20 protein-coding genes and 1 riboswitch are annotated in these 18,587 nt (G+C 56.1%); of the genes, 1 reads left to right on the top strand and 19 read right to left on the bottom strand.

The features are described 5' to 3' along the window. Positions 1-6: 6 nt before the first annotated feature. The 13 genes from F556_RS0113820 to F556_RS0113885 all read right to left on the bottom strand — a co-directional run bounded on the left by F556_RS0113820 (position 7) and on the right by F556_RS0113885 (position 11,509). Entirely contained in the window at positions 7-432 is a 426-nt protein-coding gene (locus F556_RS0113820; protein ID WP_020617559.1) for a hypothetical protein, read from the bottom strand. 78 nt (positions 433-510) lie between these two features. Beyond that, positions 511-1,308 carry a bifunctional hydroxymethylpyrimidine kinase/phosphomethylpyrimidine kinase gene (gene thiD, locus F556_RS0113825; protein WP_020617560.1) on the bottom strand — a complete coding sequence of 266 codons (798 nt, stop codon included), beginning with the start codon at positions 1,306-1,308 and terminating at the stop codon, positions 511-513. Between the two features lie 446 nt (positions 1,309-1,754). Then, entirely contained in the window at positions 1,755-2,885 is a 1,131-nt protein-coding gene (gene thiO / locus F556_RS0113835; protein WP_020617562.1) for a glycine oxidase ThiO, read from the bottom strand. Continuing rightward, a complete protein-coding gene (locus tag F556_RS0113840; protein WP_020617563.1) occupies positions 2,885-3,682 on the bottom strand; it encodes a thiazole synthase in 798 nt (265 codons plus the stop codon). Before F556_RS0113840 ends, thiO begins: the two co-directional genes overlap by 1 nt. A 2-nt stretch (positions 3,683-3,684) precedes the next feature. After that, complete coding sequence (gene thiS / locus F556_RS0113845) at positions 3,685-3,882, bottom strand: sulfur carrier protein ThiS (RefSeq protein ID WP_020617564.1); 198 nt, start codon at positions 3,880-3,882, stop codon at positions 3,685-3,687. Then, positions 3,879-4,523, bottom strand: coding sequence for a thiamine phosphate synthase (gene thiE / locus F556_RS0113850; protein ID WP_020617565.1), 645 nt, complete (start codon positions 4,521-4,523; stop codon positions 3,879-3,881). Before thiE ends, thiS begins: the two co-directional genes overlap by 4 nt. Positions 4,524-4,576: 53 nt before the next feature. After that, entirely contained in the window at positions 4,577-5,599 is a 1,023-nt protein-coding gene (locus F556_RS0113855; protein WP_020617566.1) for a ThiF family adenylyltransferase, read from the bottom strand. Then, positions 5,599-6,384, bottom strand: coding sequence for a 3-oxoacyl-ACP reductase (locus F556_RS0113860; protein WP_020617567.1), 786 nt, complete (start codon positions 6,382-6,384; stop codon positions 5,599-5,601). Before F556_RS0113860 ends, F556_RS0113855 begins: the two co-directional genes overlap by 1 nt. Positions 6,385-6,399: 15 nt before the next feature. Continuing rightward, complete coding sequence (locus tag F556_RS0113865) at positions 6,400-7,428, bottom strand: ABC transporter substrate-binding protein (protein WP_020617568.1); 1,029 nt, start codon at positions 7,426-7,428, stop codon at positions 6,400-6,402. Between the two features lie 8 nt (positions 7,429-7,436). After that, a complete protein-coding gene (locus F556_RS0113870) occupies positions 7,437-8,207 on the bottom strand; it encodes an ABC transporter permease (protein ID WP_020617569.1) in 771 nt (256 codons plus the stop codon). Between the two features lie 2 nt (positions 8,208-8,209). After that, positions 8,210-8,950, bottom strand: a complete 741-nt coding sequence (locus F556_RS0113875; protein ID WP_020617570.1) for an ABC transporter ATP-binding protein — start codon at positions 8,948-8,950, stop codon at positions 8,210-8,212. Positions 8,951-8,960: 10 nt separating this feature from the next. Next, positions 8,961-10,406 carry an acyl-CoA reductase gene (locus F556_RS0113880; protein WP_020617571.1) on the bottom strand — a complete coding sequence of 482 codons (1,446 nt, stop codon included), beginning with the start codon at positions 10,404-10,406 and terminating at the stop codon, positions 8,961-8,963. After that, positions 10,403-11,509, bottom strand: a complete 1,107-nt coding sequence (locus F556_RS0113885) for a LuxE/PaaK family acyltransferase (RefSeq protein ID WP_157272757.1) — start codon at positions 11,507-11,509, stop codon at positions 10,403-10,405. Before F556_RS0113885 ends, F556_RS0113880 begins: the two co-directional genes overlap by 4 nt. Before the next feature lie 103 nt (positions 11,510-11,612). Beyond that, positions 11,613-11,725: riboswitch (TPP riboswitch) on the bottom strand. Positions 11,726-11,811: 86 nt separating this feature from the next. On the opposite strand from F556_RS0113885, the gene F556_RS0113890 reads away from it, so the two are divergent. After that, positions 11,812-13,221 (top strand): histidine kinase dimerization/phospho-acceptor domain-containing protein, encoded by a 1,410-nt coding sequence (locus F556_RS0113890; RefSeq protein ID WP_020617573.1) that lies wholly within the window; start codon positions 11,812-11,814, stop codon positions 13,219-13,221. A gap of 12 nt (positions 13,222-13,233) precedes the next feature. On the opposite strand, the gene F556_RS0113895 is transcribed toward F556_RS0113890, so the two are convergent. The 6 genes from F556_RS0113895 to F556_RS0113920 form a co-directional block, all read right to left on the bottom strand. Continuing rightward, positions 13,234-14,151: a 5'-3' exonuclease gene (locus F556_RS0113895; protein ID WP_020617574.1), complete on the bottom strand. Its 918-nt coding sequence runs from the start codon at positions 14,149-14,151 to the stop codon at positions 13,234-13,236. Then, positions 14,141-15,385 (bottom strand): aminotransferase class I/II-fold pyridoxal phosphate-dependent enzyme, encoded by a 1,245-nt coding sequence (locus F556_RS0113900; protein ID WP_020617575.1) that lies wholly within the window; start codon positions 15,383-15,385, stop codon positions 14,141-14,143. Before F556_RS0113900 ends, F556_RS0113895 begins: the two co-directional genes overlap by 11 nt. A gap of 15 nt (positions 15,386-15,400) precedes the next feature. After that, a complete protein-coding gene (locus F556_RS0113905; protein ID WP_020617576.1) occupies positions 15,401-16,477 on the bottom strand; it encodes a site-2 protease family protein in 1,077 nt (358 codons plus the stop codon). Positions 16,478-16,483: 6 nt separating this feature from the next. Continuing rightward, on the bottom strand, positions 16,484-16,861 hold the full coding sequence (locus F556_RS0113910) for an arsenate reductase family protein (protein ID WP_020617577.1): 378 nt from the start codon (positions 16,859-16,861) through the stop codon (positions 16,484-16,486). A 166-nt stretch (positions 16,862-17,027) separates the two neighbouring features. Then, positions 17,028-18,014: an RluA family pseudouridine synthase gene (locus F556_RS0113915; protein ID WP_020617578.1), complete on the bottom strand. Its 987-nt coding sequence runs from the start codon at positions 18,012-18,014 to the stop codon at positions 17,028-17,030. Beyond that, a complete protein-coding gene (locus F556_RS0113920) occupies positions 18,011-18,586 on the bottom strand; it encodes a cob(I)yrinic acid a,c-diamide adenosyltransferase (protein ID WP_020617579.1) in 576 nt (191 codons plus the stop codon). The genes F556_RS0113915 and F556_RS0113920 overlap by 4 nt, the downstream gene beginning before the upstream one ends. Between the last annotated feature and the right edge of the window lies 1 nt (position 18,587).

An 18,587-nucleotide genomic window follows, 5' to 3' on the forward strand; every position in this document is an offset into this window, starting at 1 on the left:
TTCTCGTTATGAGCGGCCGCGGCCGTAGCGTTCTACGCGACTGAGTGTCGGCTCGGTCCTTGTTGGCGGCGGAGCCGGTGGCCGTGGGGCGGGCTTGCTGGGAGGCGCCGGGCGCTGCCCCGGTTGCTGGGTCTGCGGACTTACGGACTGCAAGCGCAGCTCCCTAACTTGTCCCTCCAGCAGCTCTACTCGCGCATGCAGCGCGTGCACGGCCTGAAGCAAACGTTGCACCACTGGCGAATCCTCATCTACGTCGCCGAATGAATCCACTTCATGCCGATTTGCTGCCTGTTCCTCATGTTCATCTTCGTTCACACGTAATTCAGCTGCGGAAGCCTCTTCTGCTCTATTGTTCGTATTCATAGGTGTTATCACTTCCCCGCCCAGCAACGCATCCAACTCTTCCTTGGACAAACGTACGTTATCCGCCATGACAGGCTCCTTACCCTAGAGAATGGTCTCTCTATTGTTGAGCTTTTGGACATTCTTGTCAATGCCCAATGGGCCGAGCTATCCCGTCACCGAATATGCACCGTGATGCGTCGGACCAATCCCGCCGCCGATCGCCAGTGCCTGGCCGATTGCTGCATCGATGAAAGCCTTGGCTGTAGCAAAAGCTTGCTGGACCGAGCGCCCCTTGGCCAGTTCGGCTGTCAGCGCCGCAGACAGCGTGCAACCCGTGCCGTGGGTATGCCGGGTAGCGATACGCGGCGATGCGAGTCTCAGCATCTCATGTCCGTCATACAGCAAATCAACCGCATCGCCGCCACCCAGATGCCCCCCCTTCAACAGGACATAACGGGGACCGAGCGCATGGAGCGCGCGGGCTACATCTTCCATGTCTTCGGCCCGGTCTGTCAGCGGCAGCCCCGCAAGTCTGCAAGCCTCCGGCAGATTAGGCATAATGACAGTTGCGAGCGGCAGCAGCAAGCTGCGCAGCGCATCCACCGCTTCCTCCTGAAGAAGGGGTGTACCGCCTTTGGCGATCATCACAGGATCGATGACCAGCTGGCGGACTCCGGTTTCCCGGAGATAATTCGCAACGCAGGAGATAATCTCGGCCGAATACAGCATGCCCGTCTTGACCGCATCCGCGCCGATGTCCGACAGCACCGAACGCAGCTGCTGCTCAATACACTCCTTCGTCTGCGGATATACTCCTTGGACGCCCAGTGTATTCTGCGCGGTCAATACCGTGATGACGCTCATGCCATATACCTGCAGCTGATGAAAGGTTTTGAGATCCGCCTGGATGCCCGCGCCCCCTCCCGAGTCAGAGCCCGCGATCGTCAACGCTCTTGGTATCATTTTGTTTGTTCCCCTCCCTTGATCTAACCACTGAAGTGCGCTCATCGGCGATGAGGGCACCCGGGTGTACTCGATTTTTCGCATATATTCCGGCTATTGGTGCGTCATTGCACCCAATAAGCTCGAAATTTCGCGTTCATCTACCTCCAAGCTGCAATTCGCACCGATTGTATTCGGTTTTTCGCATACATTCGGGCCGTTCCTCATCATGTGAGCCAATAAGCTCGATTTTTCGCATATATTCCGGCTATTGGTGTCTCATTACACCCAATAAGCTCGAAAATTCGAACATATCCGTATCTAGCATCCAAGCTGCCATTCGCACCCATTGTATTCGTTTTTTCGCATACATTCGTTACGCTTAATAAGTTCCATTTCGAGTTGATTGAGCTTACCAGTGCTGGGCTACGACTCCCCGTCAGGACGCTGGCCAGCCCCCGGATAGGCTAACGAACCGGCTGCCTCGTAAAGCGTTCCAGCGCGAAGCGTGCCAGCGACACCTGGGGCGTCCGGTCATCGATCAGGTCAGCAACGGCTTGCCCGGTAACCGGGCTGAGCAGAATGCCGTTGCGGTAGTGACCGGCTGCCATAAGAATCGCAGGCTGCTGGCTGAGCCGGCCCAGCAATGGGTAGCCGTCCTGGGTGGCGGGTCTCAGCCCGGCCCAACGATGGTACGGCTCCAGCTCCTCCAGGAACGGATAGAGCCGGTGGTTCCAGTTGAGCAGGCGCTGAATCCCCCGCTCGGTCACAGCTGTATCGAAGCCCGCCACATCCTCGGATGCCCCGCACACTAGTGTCCCATTCGCCTTCGGTACGACATAGCCCTGGCTGCCGAAGACCATGTGCCGCACAGATCCAGGCGCAGGCAGCTCATAGGCGCAGATTTGTCCACGGATCGGGTACACCGGTATTTGCAGGCCAAGCGCTTCCTGCAACTCGCCAGCCCAGGCGCCGTTGCACACGACAAGACAGTCGCCCTCATAGGTGACGCCTTTCTTGTCTACTGCACAAGCTCTGTGGTCCGGACTTGCGATGACACGCACGCTGCCGAGATGATCGACAATCTGAACGCCGCTCTTCCGGCAGGCCTCCTCCAGGGCCAGCACATAATCCGGCGCATAGATATGGCTCTCATCCGGGTGATAGAGCGCAGCATGAACGGCAGGTGAGAGGGCTGGCTCCAGCCTGTGCAAATCTGCCCCCTCAACAATCTGAGGCTGTGCTCCGAACCGTTCTTGCCAAGCTGCTCTGCCCGCCAGTGCCAGCCGGTCGGACTCATGGTAGACCACATTCAGTGAGCCGGTGTGGCTATATTCAAAGGTCCGGCCGGATACCTCCTTGACCGTTTGCTGCCACGCCGGATAGAGCTGGAGACTGGCCAGACATAGACGAAAAAAGTCATCCGGCCCCTCGCCATTTTCCGAAAATGGCGCCAGCATGCCTGCCGCCGCCCCCGAAGCCTGACCCCCGCAGCGGCCTTGCTCCAGCACGGTCACACGATGGCCGCGCTGCGCGCAAGCAAAGGCAGTGGATAGTCCGATCACGCCGCCGCCCAGTATCAGAATATGCTTGCCCATTACTTCACCTTCAATGCTTCGTATTCGCTGCTGGCCGTCGCATACCGCTTCTTCGGGATGCGCCCGGACAGATAAGACAGCCTCCCGGCCTCAATAGCCAGCTTCATGGCTTGGGCCATCCGAACGGGATCGACGGCTTTGGCAACCGGCGTATTCATCAGCACGCCATCTACACCCAGCTCCATCGCCTGAACCACATCGGCTGCGCTTCCGAGCCCTGCATCAATGATAATAGGCACGCCTGCCTCCTCGACGATCAGGCCAATGTTATACGGGTTAAGAATCCCCAGCCCCGTGCCGATTGGCGCACCGCCCGGCATGACAGCCGCTGCGCCCGCTTCCTCCAGTCGTTTGCAAAGTATCGGATCATCCGAGGTGTACGGGAGAACGGTAAAGCCCTCTGCCGCCAGCACTTCAGTTGCCTTCAACGTTTCCAGCGGGTCGGGCAGCAGCGTACGCTCATTGGCACTGATTTCAACCTTGATCCAGTCGCTAAGTCCCGATGCTCTGGCCATCCGGGCAATGCGAATGGCTTCATCCGCATTTGAAGCACCTGACGTGTTAGGCAGATAAGTGAAGGGCTTGAAGGACAGATGATGGAGAATCGCATCATCTTCAGGCTCCTCCAGATTAATCCGCCGAATGGCAAAGGTTAGCACCTCTGCCTCTGACACCCGAATCGCTTCATTCTGAACATACGGATTGGGGTAACGCCCGGTACCGAGAAAAAAGCGCGAGCTTAACGTCTTGCCGCCAATGATTAGCGGATCGCCCGCTTGCTGTTGTGATGTTGTCACCCTCAGCCACCTCCTACAAAATGCACCAGCTCGATACGCATACCCTCAGTCAGTCCGATCTGCTCCCAAGCAGATTTGTCAATAATGTTGCCGTCAATCTCTGCGACAACCATCTTTCCTTCCAGCTCATAGTGGCGCAGCACATCGCCCAGGACGGCCGCCTCTACCTCTGCCGATTTGCCGTTCACTGTCAGTTTCATAACCGTCCCGCCTCTCGGCCGCCAGCCTTGGCGATGGCCAGACGGAAGGCTTCACAGGTCCCGCGCACATCGTCGCTGCCGACAATTTCGCTGATCGCACAGATACGTCTCGCACCGGCTTGCAGCACCTCGCCCACATTATGCAGCTTGATGCCACCGATCGCCACCCAAGGAATGGTAATCTCAGCAGCTACCTGTCGCACGTATTCTGTCGTTACAGGGTCGACCACGTCCACTTTGCTCTTGGTGGCAAATACGGGACCCACACCGATATAATCCGCTCCGCCGCGCTGCGCCTCACGTGCTTCCTCGATCGCATGGGTCGAGATCCCGATGATTTTGCCCCCCATAATACTTCTGGCTGCTTCCAGCGGCAGGTCATCCTGGCCCAGATGGATGCCATCGGCATCGACAGCCAAAGCGACATCAATATGGTCATTCACAATAAAGGTGACGCCATATCGGCGCGTTAGCTCGCGCAGAGCCTCTGCTTTGCGCAGCACTTCGCGCTTGGGACTCGTCTTGTCCCGCAGCTGGATGATATCGCTGCCGCCCTGAATGGCCTGCTCGATGACCTCCACTAATGATCTTCCGGAATGAAACTGCTCGCCTGTAATCGTATATAACGTAAAGTCTTTCATCGTTTTGTCTCCTCCTTGATGCGGACTTGTGTGCATAACTACTTTAGCGTTCCTTACATTCCGATATACCTGGCATAGAGTGTCTTGGCTCTAATCGGATCCTCCGTCCCCTGCACGAGCACTCGGCCGTCCGGGAACAAGACAAGCCGTTCGCCCTCAATCAGCTGCACACGGAGCAGATACGGATTGGCGCTTACCTCGCCTGCGTCCTGCAGCTTCAGCTTCCACAGCTCCAAATCCAGTGGACGTTTGCCTTGAATCTGCACGGTATCCCTACCGCACATCATAGCTACATCGGAGCCGCCCTCCTGCAATGCGGGGAACTCCCGGCGGCCGCAGGAAGGACATTCCGGCCGTGGAGCAGGCAGCTTCATCTCATACGTGTGATAATCCCAGATTTCCCAGGACAGCAGGCTGCGTCGGACGCGCTCCAGATCACCGACCAGGATTTTGAGTCCCTCTACCACTTGAAAAGAAGCCACGATATCAATGATGGGTGAGATAACTCCGATCATATCGCAGGTCTGACCATCTCCATCGCCAGCCGACTCCGGCAGCAGGCAGCGCAGGCAGCAGGTGTCGCCCGGGAGAAAAGGCGCGCTCATCCCCCGTGAGCTGACCGCGCCCCCGTATACAAAAGGGATCCCTTTCTGAAAGCAGGCATCATTTAGCAGATAACGGGTCTGAAAATTGTCCGTGCCATCCAGCACAAGCGTTACGCCGTCCATCAGCTCGCCGATATTCCCCGGCGTGACATCGCTGACATGTGCATCAATACGGCAGCCTGAATAAATACGCTCCAGCTTGTGCTTGGCGGCAATCGCTTTGGGCAGCGAATGGCGGGCATCCTCTTCGTCATAGAGCATTTGACGCTGTAGATTGCTCCATTCAACAAAATCGCGGTCCACGATACGAAGATTTCCTACACCTGCCCGCACCATGTGGTTAGCCAGCACGGTACCCAGTGCACCCATGCCAACAATTAGTACGCTCGCTTCCGACAGCTTGATCTGGCCACCCTCGCCAATCGGCGCAAACAGCTGCTGCCGGGAGAACCGATGATGTTCATCTCTCATTACAAGTGACTCCCTTCTCTCATGGTCAGGCCGCCGTCGACGACCAGAGTTTGCCCCGTCATGAACCGTCCGCCCTCTGTGGCCAGAAAAACGACGGGACCGGCAACATCCTCCGGAACTGCCAGCCGCCGCAGCGGTGTCTGTGCCCGAATCTGCGCTCTGACATCTTCCCGGGTGGTTTGACTCGCATCCGTCGGATAGACCAAGCCGGGGGCGACACAGTTGACGGTAATGCCATACGGCCCCAGATCAGCCGCTAGATTACGACTGAACGCGGCCAACGCCGCTTTGGCGGTTGTATAATCGTGGTAAGGAACAACCGGCGTGTAGAGCAGGTTGCTGATCATATTAATAATCCGCCCTTGCCCGCGCTGTCTCATGACGGGAATGACAGAACGGCACATTTCAAAGCTCGCTCGCAGCGAACCGTCCAGTTGGGTCTGATAGTCCTCCCATTGCAGCTCCCATGCCATCTTGCGCTGCTCCGGATCAAATGAGTACGCCGGAAAGGCATTATTAACCAGCACATCAATGCCGCCCGTTTCTTCGCTAACGGTCGCGATCATTTGGCTAACCTGCTCCGGGCGGGTGATATCGGCCTTTATCGCCCAGCCGCTGCCGCCCGCCGCCCCGCATTCGGACTCAACCGCCAGAGCGGCTGCTTCATTGCGCACATAATTTACGATCACAAGGGCGCCTTCCGCTGCAAAAGCACGCGCAATCGCGGCACCGATGCCCCGGCTCCCTCCTGTAACAAGCACGGTTTTGCCTTCACATCGTTTCATGGGATCCTCCCTTTACTATCGCTTTGGCAGCAGATCCTCGCGTACGACTGTAGACAGGTCCAGCGGGTTCGAAATCAATCCAAGCTCCAGATACATATCGGCTGCCTCCTGAAGCACCTCCACCTCCAAGGCGCCCAGTCCTTCCTGGTCTGTTAACGGAGCTACGGAGGAGGCATTTCTGGCTTCGATAATTGCCCGGTTCCGGGCTTTGTCCTGCCCATCGATCGCATACGTGACCGCGAGTTCGGCTGCTTCCTCGGGATGCTCCAGCATCCAGGCTGCGCTTGCCTGATAGGCCTGCAAAAAGCTGCGCAGCATCGGTTGCTTGTCCCGGTACACCTCTTCGGTAACGACGAAGATATCGCTTGGCATATTCAGATAGTCCTTGACCTCCATCACGTTCACCTGGCCCAGTCCTTTCTCCAACCCAACCAGCAATCCGGTATCGGTGGCCGCCGTCGCATCAACCTGGCCTTGGAGCAGGGGGAGGAAGTTCGAAATGCCCGTCTCAATGATGGTCACTTCATCCTCGCCAATCCCTGCCGCGCTGAGCAGCATCAACAGGTTGTGTCTCGTACCGCTTGCCAGGCTGTATACGCCAATCGTTTTACCGCGCAGGTCCTCGGCTTCTTGAATTCCGCTCTCTTGCAGCGAGACCACGTTAAACACATTTTGGGGATAGATGTTATAAATAACGACCAGCTTCTCTCCCTTGTCCAGTGCAAAGAAGAGCGAACCGGGATCAGTAAAAGCAATATCAGCCTGGCCGCTCAGCAGATGCTTGATGGCATCGCCGCCCCCGGCACCCGGTATAAATTCCAGATCAATACCCGCCTCGGCAAACCAGCCATGCTCCGGTTCGGCCAAGAGATGCGTCTGCTCGGAAATCGGCTGACTCCAGCTTGCCATCCGGACCTTCTCTGTCCCGGTGCCTGCGGTTGTGGAAGAACCGCAACCGGCAATCACGAGACAACCGGCCAGTGCGAGCATAACCAGCCTCATGCTGCCGCGGTGCAACAGGCCCCGACTTACGTTGCTTCTCATCGTTCTGTTTAACTCCTTTTTTTCAACTTGTAGCGATGCCGCAGCAAATACCGTTCGGCCAGAATGACGGCATAATACAGCGTCAGTCCAATCAGCGTCAGCAGCACCAGCACAGCAAACATCAGCGCGGTATCCATCATTCCCTGGGACGCAATAATGAGAGCCCCTAATCCTTGGGAAGCGCCAATAAATTCCCCCACAACCGCTCCAACAACCGCCAGCACAACGGCCACTCTGACACCGCTCATCAGCTCCGGCAGACCGCCGGGAAGCTTGCATCGCAGCAGGATCGTCCATCTTCTCGCCCCCAGGGAACGAAACAGCTCTAACTTAGCCTTGTCGGCATAAGTAACAAAGGTAAGTGTGCTCTCCATAATGGGAAAGAAACAGATCAGTGCCGTTATGACCACCTTGGACGTCATCCCGAAGCCGAACCAAATCGCAAATAGCGGAGCCAGCGCCAGCTTGGGAATTGCCTGGCTTGCAATGACATAGGGCGAGAGCAGCTGGCGCACGAGCGCAGACTCCCCCATAACTACGCCTGCCGCGAAGCCGCACAGGCCGCCTAATGCAAATCCCAGACCAATTTCGCTCAACGTCACGCCCAGATGAGGCAGCAAATACCCGCTTCGCAGCCCCTGCCACAACGAGCTCCAAATGCTGGATGGCGCAGGCAGGATCAGCTCAGAGAGCTCACGAGCGTTGACCAGCCATTCCCATAGTACGAGAAGACCAACCAACATCAGCAGCGGGAGCAGCCGAATGACCAGCTTGTTCATTCTCACCGTTCCCCTTCCAACGCGGCTCTGGCTCTGGCCATCATCTCTAGCTGTTGTTCCCCGTAACGCGCACGCGTTGAACGGTCTCCCGCATCGCTCCGTTTGAGTTCCTGTGCCACAGCGCCGTCCTGCAAAATTAGAATTCGGTCGGCCAAGAAGACCGCTTCGCTAATATCGTGGGTGACGAACAGCGCGGTCATGCCCCGCTGGGCAACCAGTTCAGCAAGCTGCACCTGCAGATCCTCCCGCGTCAGCGCATCCAGCGCCGCAAACGGCTCATCAAGCAGCAACAGACGGGGAGAACGGATGAGGGCTCTCACCAGCGATACGCGGCTCTGTTGACCTCCTGAGAGCTGTTGGGGATAGCTGTCGGCATACGCCTCCAGTCCCACCTGTGCCAACAGCTCGCGGGCGTATGCATGCTGCGTCGCGTTAGGCTTATGCCGCACACTTACGGGCAGCAGGACATTATCGAGGACATTCAGCCACTCCAGAAGTACAGGCGACTGGAATACCATCCCGATATCAGCTCCCGCACGTACGGGCGTGCCCGACAGCAAAACCTCCCCTTGCACCGGGGCGAGCAAGCCGGCGGCTAGTTTCAGCAACGTCGATTTGCCGCAGCCGCTGCGCCCGAGAAGCGTACAGAATTCACCTTGCTCCAGATCGAGGGTGACGCCACTGACGATTGAACGCTCCTTGTCATAGCCAAAGCTTACATCCTTGAATGTTAAAAAACGCATGCCTAATCTCCTAATCGCGGTAATCGGCCGCCTGCTCCGCTGCCAGCTCGGCTGAACGGTCGAGATCGACCATCCGCAACAGGTCCAACAGGTGGAAGCGTCCGTCATGATGCCAGCCAGGCTCCGGAGCCGTCATTTCTCCCAGCGCGCAGATTCTAGTAATCCCTGCCGCGCCTAGCAGAGAACCAAGTGCGAAGAGCCGTTCTGGAGCAGCAGACAGCCCACAGCTCTGCAGCCAGGGCCGAAGCGGCTTCAGCAGACGCGGGACCTCTTCCAGCCTGTCCACCGCCGTAATCGTCACATTTCGGTTCAACCCGCCGGGACGCAGCTCGGCTGACTCACTGTAGACGACCGACCATCCACCAGCCGGGCCGCGCCACACCGTATTTTCCACCTCTCCGGACCACTCTGCCGCAGTCCGGTAATTTGCTGCCGCACCCGCCTCAGCAAGCGACAGCTCATGCGGAGGATGCGTCAATTGCAGATTGGTTAACTCATGGGCCACCGCCTCTGCGAACGAGAACGGATCCATGCGGCCACCTCGCTCTACAAATATCTGCTGGGGCGAATAACAGCCCTGTTGATCATAGCTGGCCATATCTCTTGCTGCCGCTGCCGCGATCAGAGCGGTCTGCCGCACTTGCAGCGTCTCTGCGCCGACGAGCCCAATGCTGATGCGATGGCCAAAACCGAGGCAAGTTGCACCTGCTGGGATCCGCCCGCGCACGCTGTTAATCACTTCGTCGGAGCCGTAGACAACAACCGCATCAGATGCACCAAACGCCTTTTCTTCTGCTCTCTCATCACCGCCCTGCCACCAGACGACCGCCATGCATTCCGCAAGCTCCTTGGAGCCCTCTCCCACGCCGGACGCCAGCCAGCCCGCACTATAGGGTTCACTGCTGGCGCACTTGCCCAGGACGGCTGACTTGACGAGCAAAGCGCCTGTCAGACTCCATGCAGACAAGCCCGGCACATTGCCGGACCAGATATGCGTCGATAGCTCCGGACCGTAAGCCCTTGTCCAGCCGCCGGAAGGCTGCGGCACAAAGCCGTCCAGAATGGCCGGATTGTGCAGATCCTGCGCCAGGAAACGCTGCAGCTGCGGCGGCCGGAACGACTGCAGCGTGCGGATCAGGCCAAGGCGCACCGTCTCCCGGGCATAACCGGTAATGGCACTAAGGCACCGGGCGGCTTCCTCCCGCTCCTCACGTTGCTCCAGCATCCTGACGACAGCTTGACCGATTCGCTCCACCACCGTCTGAACCGGCATGTGCGCTAGCAGCTCCTGCTGACGCTCTCTCAGATAAGCTGCGAGTTGGGACAATTGGACCGCATTCGGAGCAGGCACCGTAACCTCGATCCGCTCTCCCCGTTGTTCAAACGTCAAGGTATGCAACGGAATGTCAGCGGCCTGAGGGAAGCCTGGCGGCAGGTAACCGCCGCGGATCTTCATCTTGCCGTTCCCGCAGCAGCCCGAAAGGACTCTGCAGCCAGCGAACAGCCTCTCGCTTCGCTTCCCTCTGCGCGGCCCAGCAATTGAAAATGCCGTCCGTCCTCTGCCAGAATGGCCACATCCTCGGTAAGAATGGTCGTTACAGCATTCCAATTAGCCAAATCACAATGAACAAGAATACCTCTCTGACCTGGAGGGACATCTGCTCCAGTTAACGGATCGATTGTTCTGGGGCGAATCCAGTGAGGACCTGACTTCCAGGCTGGCGTCTGGGCATTGCCCGCATCGTAGTACTGGGTACTGAGCTCGGTCATGCCATACATATTGAGGCAGCGGCTGCGATCAACGGCAAATCGCTCTTGAAGCGACGTATAGAACACATCCGGGTCCAGATCGCGCGACCGTCCCTTGATGCCTCCGGTATCCAGCAATAGACTGCCTGCCGGCAGCCGCCAATCCGAGTCGCCCGCTGCATCCAGCGCATGAATGAAGCTGAACGTCGCTCCGAGCAGCATAACCGGCTCCCCTGCCCCCCGAGCCTCGGAGATCCACTCCTGCAGCGCACTAAGATCAATGACGCCGTCCCGGATCAAATACTGGCTGCTCTCGCTGCCAAAATCTCGGGCTGCAAGCGACAGATAATGCGCCAACGAAGAATTCGGAAGCTCGTCCGGACGCGGGAACAGAATCCCCATCCGGATCCGGGAACGTTCTTGCATGACATACTGGCGAAAGGCGGTACTCATGGACAGGTCGTACACGGCAAGCGAGGGATGATAGTGCTTCCCTCTGGCCTGCGGATCCGTGGTGCCGCTGGTCATGAAAATGGCCTCTGCCTGATCCGGGTTATTGGTGCTGAGTGTACTGTGCTTGAAAGCCTGGATTGGGACTGCCGGGATATCCCGCCAGGACCCAGCCATTCTTGGCGACTTGCCCTGCCGGCGGCAATAGGCACGAAACGGTGCATTGCCCTCATATTGATACCGGTACAGCTCCAGCGCCAAGCGATTGAATTCCTCTTCCCCCGCCTGTTCAGGCGAAGCTGTCATATAGGAGACAAGCTCCTGCTGCAGGCGCTTGTGTACTTCAATGGTCATACGCATGTTCCTTCCCTGCACCTGGAACCTGCCTCTGCATGCCTGCCGGCGGCGAAGCATCGCCGGCGAAACAAGAAAAGGACACCCTGCGCACGCAAAGTGTCCTGACGGTGATCCACCGACTTTGTCCCTACGCTGGCATTACCCAAACAGGTTCCTATGGTCCCGCACCGGATAAGGTGCGATCTCAGCCTGCTTCCGCAAGCACCCACTGCATATAGTATTCTCTTAATTATAGAAGAAGCCGTTGTTTTATACAAGACTTCGACCCTTTCATGATGTACAATAGCAATCGAGGGGGCTTGTGCATGCACATTTACAAGAGCTTTTTTATCAACCTGAGCATACTCGTAACTTGCTCTTATTTATTCAATCTTGCCTACAAGCAATTGTTTGCTCATGCAAGCTGGCGCCTCCGTCAAATTGCTATGGTCGTCATCTTCATCCTTGCCGGCTGGCTGTCCATGATCTTCGGAGTACGGGCTGCCGAATTTGCCGTATTCGATCTGCGTGCCGTGCCGATTATATTCGGCGTGCTGGTGTTTCGCGATCCGCGATTGCTCATTGTAATCGGGATTGGCATTGCCGCCTCGCGATATACCATCACCGGAATGACCTCAACTGCCATTACAGGCTCTATTAATATACTAATATTGGGCATCACGGGCGCGCTGCTCGTCTCGCTCTTTAATCGCAAAGACTGGAACTACCGCTGTAAAGCAGGGCTAGCCATTGTCATTATTAATACGATGCAGGTGGCTTGTATCGCCCTATTTGGTGCTGTTCCGACAGATCTGTATTTAAGAGAAATTGCTCCGTTCACCTACCCAACGGGCTTACTGGTCAATGCGTTTTTTGTTTTTATTATGAGGGACTTTTATAAGGAACAGATGCGGGGAGAGGAAATCTTTCGCAAACATACGATTCTTCAAAAACAAGCGGAAGAACTTCAACAGGCAAAAGAAGATCTGGAACAAAAAGCGGTTCAGCTCCAGCAATCGTCCCGTTACAAGTCAGAGTTTATTGCCAACATGTCGCATGAGCTGAAGACTCCACTTAACAGTATCCTCTTGATGTCCGAATTGATCAAGGATGCCGAGGAAGAGGAATGTGCCGTCAATGCCAAGGCTGCTACCCAAATTCACGATGCAGGGACAGAGCTGCTGCGAATTATTGAGGATATTCTTGATTTGTCCAGGCTTGAAGCCGGGAAAATGGAGCTCTCCATGGAGCCTGCTTCGCTGCGGGAGCTGGGTCAGCTCTCCTATTATCAGCATCAAGAGCTTCTGGAGGAAAAAGGGCTAGATTTTCATATGCAAATCCATCCAGATGTGCCTGACACCCTTACAACCGATATCTTCCGCTTAAACCAGCTGATTCGGATTCTGTTGTTACATGCGTGCAAGCATATGTCAGAGGGCTCCATTACCTTCAACATCCAGCCTGATTCCCGGACAGGCTGGATTGTTCTCCGCTTGGAGGATACGGGGGTCGGCTTGCCGCCAGAGCAGCAGGTGCTGCTGCAGCAAGCCCTGCGGGACAATGATCCGGCCCTGCTCCAAGCTATCGGCAGCGGCGGCTTGAGCTTGTCTGTCTCTCAGCAGTTGACCAGGCTGCTCGGAGGTGTGCTCAGCTATTCCAGCCAAGAGGGAGCTGGCAGTACATTTGCCATTCACCTCCCCATTGAGCCCACCGCCCCTGAACCTTTGATAACCTGAGCTGACAGACAATTAGCCGATCATTTTTAACAGGCTCTTGAACTCCAGCTCCTCGAACTTGGCAGCCACCCGGTGCCGGTCGATCGCCCAGCAGCAGCCATCCAGCTGCAGCTCGATCGGCACTTCACAATTGATACGGGCCAGTTGCCTGGACAAGTGCAGCATCTCCAGGTCGCTTTCAATTTTCGTACGAATCGATGCAGGCAGCTCATCCATCCGTTCCAGGATGCCATCGATGCTGCCATACTCCAGTACGAGCTTGAGCGCCGTCTTCTCGCCAATGCCTTTTACACCTGGATAATTGTCGCTCGTATCGCCCATTAAGCCCTTCAGATCAATGATCTGCTGTGGGGTGAGACTTCGTTCTTCCATCAAATAATCTGGCGTATATAGCATATAATTGCCGTAACCTTTTTTCATAATGACCACTGTAACCGACTCATTCACGAGTTGGAGCAAATCATGGTCTCCCGTTAATACATAGACCTCTGTATCATTGCTGTGGAGCCTGGCCAGTGTACCAATGCAATCATCTGCCTCGTAGCCGGCCAAGCCGACATTGGGCACGCCAAAGCTCTCGACGACCTCCTTGACCAGATCAAATTGCGGGATAAGATCAAGCGGGGCCTCCGGGCGGTTGGCCTTGTAGGCTCCGAACTGCTCGCTGCGAAACGTCTTACTCCCCATATCCCAGCAACAGATAATATGAGAGGGCTCAAACCGCTGCACGGCATCCCAGAAATAACGAACAAAACCATGAACGGCATTGACCGGCAGACCTGAGCTGGTGCGCCGTATGGCTCCGGTGAACGATGTGGCGAAATAAGCCCGGAATAAAATAGCCATGCCATCGATTAACAAAAGACGTTGTGGACTCCCGTCCTTCTTCGCTTCATTCAAAGCTCCGTCAAAATTCATTTCAATTTGCATGTGGTGCCTCCTCTTGCCCTACTTGAGACGTCAGCCCGTGCGTCCGCAAAAACCGACCGATCCGCCTAGCAGCCTCAACCAGTCGTTCTTCTTGCTCTACGATTGCGATACGAACATAGCCTTCGCCTTCCTTGCCAAAAGCATCACCTGGTATTACTGCAACCCCAGCCTGCATAATCATTTCCCGGGAAATTTGTCGGGAGGTCCACCTGGTTCCGCCGTCCAAGACTGGAATCTTCACCCACAAGAACATGGTGGCGCGAGGCAAAGTTATTTCCCATCCTTCCTCACGTAGCGCTGCTGCAAAGCGATCCCGCCGGGCTTGATAGAGCGCGCCTACTGGCGGTTGACTCCCGCGCTCCATATCCGCCTTGAGCGCAGCAATGGCTGTATGCTGCACCGCTTCGAACACGCCATAATCAATATTGGCCTTCAGATCGGCCAGGGCGCCTACTGCCTCCCGGTTACCTGCCAGGAAGCCGATGCGGCAGCCTGCCAGATTGAAGCTCTTGGATAATGAATGAAACTCAACTGCGATATCGGAAGCGCCTGTGATCTGCAGAATACTTGGCGGCTGCCATCCGTCAAAGGCCATCTCCGAATAGGCCAGATCGTGTACAATCAGAACATTGTACTTGCGGGCTGTGGCTAGCAGACGCTCAAAGAAAGGTAAATCCGCGACAGCAGAAACCGGATTTCCCGGAATATTCACAATCATATAGGCTGCTTCGCGCCACTGCTCTTCGGTAATGCCGTCAAGATCCGGCAGGAAATCCGTTTGTTCGCGCAAGGGATAATAGATCGGCTCTACTCCGGCCAGGGCGGCCCCGGCCGCGTAGATCGGGTATCCCGGATCAGGCAGTAGGACTTTGTCACCGGGATTGGTAATAGCGAGCGCCAGATGCGCCAAGCCATCCTGTGATCCCATTAGTGCAAGCAACTCATGCTCCGGATCCATTGCAATGCCGAACCGGTGAGCAAGCCAATCGGAAGCCTGCTGGAGAAACGCCGTATTTCCTCTGGAGGTAGGGTAACCATATCGATCCACTCGCAGCGCCTGCCTGCTGAGCTCCTCCCGCAGCAGCTCTGCTGGCGGCAGGTCCGGGCTGCCAATGCCCAGATCGATCACATCGATTCCGGCAGCGCGTGCTTCTGCTTTCCAGCGTCCGACCTCTGCGAATATCGCAGAGCCCAGATGCTTAAGACGCTCCGAACGCCATCTAGTTGTACTCACTGTCTATCTGCTCCTTTAATAGGGCCTTGGAAGACCCATATTATGAATGCTCCAGATCATCCCGATCAAGAACACTGCCAGTCCTGCGTAGGTTGCGCCATAGCGCCATCTTGTTGCCTTGGGCACATCATAATAACGGTCATCCACGAGCTCTGCGTAATCGACGCGAATCGTCACCCGCAGCATTTCCCGATCGTCCTTCATGACCCGCTCGTTACCCGTCAATTCTACAGTATGGACGATGCTTCCGGCCGGGACTTCCAGCTCGCCTTGAAAGTTCAGCATCCCCCAATGAAAACGCACCATCTGCTCTCCCGTCAAGCGGCAAAATGTGGTGAAGGCAAGCGGTCCCCGATGCTGATCGCTGAAGGCATACCAGGACGGGAGCTCCGATTGCAAACGCTGCAGATCGACTTCATACACCCCTTGCAGCTTTTGAGGCTTGCCTTTACCCCGGTATTTCACATACTTCTGATATAGATCCCAAGCGAATAACGCCCAGATGATGAACAGCAGCCAGCTCTTCAAATAAATGATGACGGCAGCCCCTCCAATCAGACCCACCACCCAAAGCCAGCGGCTGACAGCCGTTGAAATTCTGCCGCCGTCCAGTGGGTGAATCGGAATCAGATTGAACAAATTGATCAGAAAGCCGACATTGGCCAAGACGAGCAGAAACGGATTGTTTAAGGCATATCCGACACCATACACGACCAGGGCACCAGCGGTGCCAACCACAGGCCCACCCATGGCGATGTAGGCCTCTGTGACAGCATCCTTGGGATGCTTTTTCATCATGATCAGCGCCCCAATAAACGGGATGAATAGCGGCAGGCTGACTGGCAGCCCTTTGCGCTTGGCGGCCAGAACATGCCCAATCTCATGGACGAGAATTAGCAGTACTAGCCCCAAGGCAAACCAAATCGGACTGATCAGGGCGTATGCCCCAACCGTAACTGCCATACTGATTATAGGACCGCTGAATTTGCTAAGCGCCAGCAGCAAGCTCTTGCCCTTCGACAGCAGGAACAAGGCGACAGCTCCCAACAGCAGCCAGGGATTGCGGCTATCCTGCTTCCTCTCAGCTTTCACGTGTCATCACACCTTGGCTCCGGGCCATACCCGGCTGAATTCTTCTTCTTTGAAACCAACGGTAGCAGTCTTGCCATCCGTTACAACCGGTCGCTTGACCAGTCTGCCGTTGGAGGCAAGCAGCTCGATTTGCTCTTCATCCGACAAGGTCGGCAGCTTGTCCTTAAGCTTCAACTCCTTGTAGACTTCCCCTGAGGTGTTGAAGAACTTCTTGACGGGCAGGCCGCTCAGGCTAACCCACTCTGCCACCGTATCCTTATCCGGAGACTGCTCGAACAGGTCATGCAGGTCCAGCTCATACCCGTTTTCCTGCAGCCATTTCAATGCCTTGCGGCATGTTCCGCATTTGGGATAATAATACACGGTCAATTTAGGCTTACTCATATCTCTAACAACTCCTTAAATTAACTACTGTTGCAAGTGAGACCGCTGCGAGGAGAGGGGGCTTCCAACCGCTGTTGTTCCCAGATTTCTTTAATCTAACCGTTATGCGGTTGAAATCCGGGAACTAAACGCTTTCTGGAAGAAAGCGACTTCGGAAGCATTAGTTTCACTTCTCCAGCCTCCCTCTCCTCTCCGCTATTGCGATGTTTCCTGCCAGCAACGCTTGCTCCAGCTGCTGGAGGTCTTCGGGGAGGGGAGCGACGAAGGTCATGGGTTCGCCGGTCCATGGGTGGCGGAACGCCAGCCGCTCGGCATGAAGGGCCTGTCTGCCCACTTCCTGTCCTGCAGGATGAACACCGACGCTTGCTTCTGCCGAAGCATCCCCATACATGGGATCACCAATCAACGAGCAGCCGATATGCTGCATATGCACACGAATCTGATGCGTTCTGCCGGTCTCCAAGCGCAGGCTGATTCGTGCCGCTCCGCTATTGTAGGTGCAGACGGTTTCGTAATGAGTAACGGACGGATAGCCGGTATCCATTACGATGCGAACATGGGGCTGCTCAGGATCACGGTCAATGGGTGCATCTACGGTGCCTTGATCCGGCTGAGGCGCCTTCACGACAAAGGCACAATACTGCTTCTCAACCTCTCCTCGCTGCATTTGCTCGGACAACTGCTGATGCACGTAAGGATTCTTGGCGATGGCGACAACGCCCGATGTATCCTGATCCAGCCGGTGGACGGGACGAAAGCGTACCCGTTCTCCCCGTTCCAGCCAATGATGAACCACACCATTGGCCAGCGTCCCCGTATAATGGCCGTGGGTCGGATGAACAATCATGCCGGCCCGTTTGTTAATGAGGAGGAGATGCTCATCCTCATACAGAATATCCAGCGGCATGGCTTGCGGCAAAATATCGTCCGATGTCTCCTGCTCCATTGCACAGGAAATGACATCGCCTGGTTTGACTTTTATGGACGTGTAGACCCGCTCGCCATTCAGTTGGATACCCTGCTCAGTAAGCTTCAGACGCGACATCAGCTTGCGCGAGATTCCCAGACGCCGTTCCAGAACCGTACCGACCTTCATGCCCTCATCTTCCGAGGCCACGGTATAGGATAACGGCGGATAATACTGCTCGGTCATCGGGTCTTCCGGAACACATCAGCGCTGCGTTCATAGGCTACATCCTCAACCTGCAGCATAGCGTTGGCTGCCCGGGCTGCCGCAAAAAAGTAATCCGACAACCGGTTCACATAGGCGATCACATCACTGTTGACTGGATGACCAGCCCCGGCCAGGGTTACGATGCGCCGTTCAGCCCGGCGGCAGACGGTCCGACAGACATGGAGCAACGCGGCGACTTCGCTCCCGCCTGGCAGAATAAACCGTGTAATCTCGGGGGCCAGCTGATCCAACTCGTCAATCCAGCCCTCCAATCGCAGCGTCGGTTGGCCCGTCATCTTGTAAACCGGCTGCTTCTCATCGGCAAAGGCAAGATCAGATCCACAATCGAACAGCTCCTGCATAATTTCTTGCAGCTGCAACTCTAGACTTGCGAGCTCTTCAGACTTCCTCGCTACTGCAGCCGCATGACCGACGAACGCATTCAACTCATCAAGCGTACCGTAGGCTTCAACTCTTGCATCATCCTTGCTCACACGTCCGCCAATTAGCGAGGTCTGACCTTTATCGCCTGAACGGGTATAGATTTTCATC

It is taken from the genome of Paenibacillus daejeonensis DSM 15491 (genome assembly GCF_000378385.1).
Classification (GTDB): domain Bacteria; phylum Bacillota; class Bacilli; order Paenibacillales; family Paenibacillaceae; genus Paenibacillus_D; species Paenibacillus_D daejeonensis.

Coding starts and splice junctions, on each gene's coding strand:
- F556_RS0113820 (WP_020617559.1), bottom strand. CDS start 432: ATGGCGGATAACGTACGTTTGTCCAAGGAAGAGTTGGATGCGTTGCTG.
- thiD (WP_020617560.1), bottom strand. CDS start 1,308: ATGATACCAAGAGCGTTGACGATCGCGGGCTCTGACTCGGGAGGGGGC.
- thiO (WP_020617562.1), bottom strand. CDS start 2,885: ATGGGCAAGCATATTCTGATACTGGGCGGCGGCGTGATCGGACTATCC.
- thiS (WP_020617564.1), bottom strand. CDS start 3,882: ATGAAACTGACAGTGAACGGCAAATCGGCAGAGGTAGAGGCGGCCGTC.
- thiE (WP_020617565.1), bottom strand. CDS start 4,523: ATGAAAGACTTTACGTTATATACGATTACAGGCGAGCAGTTTCATTCC.
- F556_RS0113855 (WP_020617566.1), bottom strand. CDS start 5,599: ATGAGAGATGAACATCATCGGTTCTCCCGGCAGCAGCTGTTTGCGCCG.
- F556_RS0113860 (WP_020617567.1), bottom strand. CDS start 6,384: ATGAAACGATGTGAAGGCAAAACCGTGCTTGTTACAGGAGGGAGCCGG.
- F556_RS0113865 (WP_020617568.1), bottom strand. CDS start 7,428: ATGAGAAGCAACGTAAGTCGGGGCCTGTTGCACCGCGGCAGCATGAGG.
- F556_RS0113870 (WP_020617569.1), bottom strand. CDS start 8,207: ATGAACAAGCTGGTCATTCGGCTGCTCCCGCTGCTGATGTTGGTTGGT.
- F556_RS0113875 (WP_020617570.1), bottom strand. CDS start 8,950: ATGCGTTTTTTAACATTCAAGGATGTAAGCTTTGGCTATGACAAGGAG.
- F556_RS0113880 (WP_020617571.1), bottom strand. CDS start 10,406: ATGAAGATCCGCGGCGGTTACCTGCCGCCAGGCTTCCCTCAGGCCGCT.
- F556_RS0113885 (WP_157272757.1), bottom strand. CDS start 11,509: ATGCGTATGACCATTGAAGTACACAAGCGCCTGCAGCAGGAGCTTGTC.
- F556_RS0113890 (WP_020617573.1), top strand. CDS start 11,812: ATGCACATTTACAAGAGCTTTTTTATCAACCTGAGCATACTCGTAACT.
- F556_RS0113895 (WP_020617574.1), bottom strand. CDS start 14,151: ATGCAAATTGAAATGAATTTTGACGGAGCTTTGAATGAAGCGAAGAAG.
- F556_RS0113910 (WP_020617577.1), bottom strand. CDS start 16,861: ATGAGTAAGCCTAAATTGACCGTGTATTATTATCCCAAATGCGGAACA.
- F556_RS0113915 (WP_020617578.1), bottom strand. CDS start 18,014: ATGACCGAGCAGTATTATCCGCCGTTATCCTATACCGTGGCCTCGGAA.
- F556_RS0113920 (WP_020617579.1), bottom strand. CDS start 18,586: ATGAAAATCTATACCCGTTCAGGCGATAAAGGTCAGACCTCGCTAATT.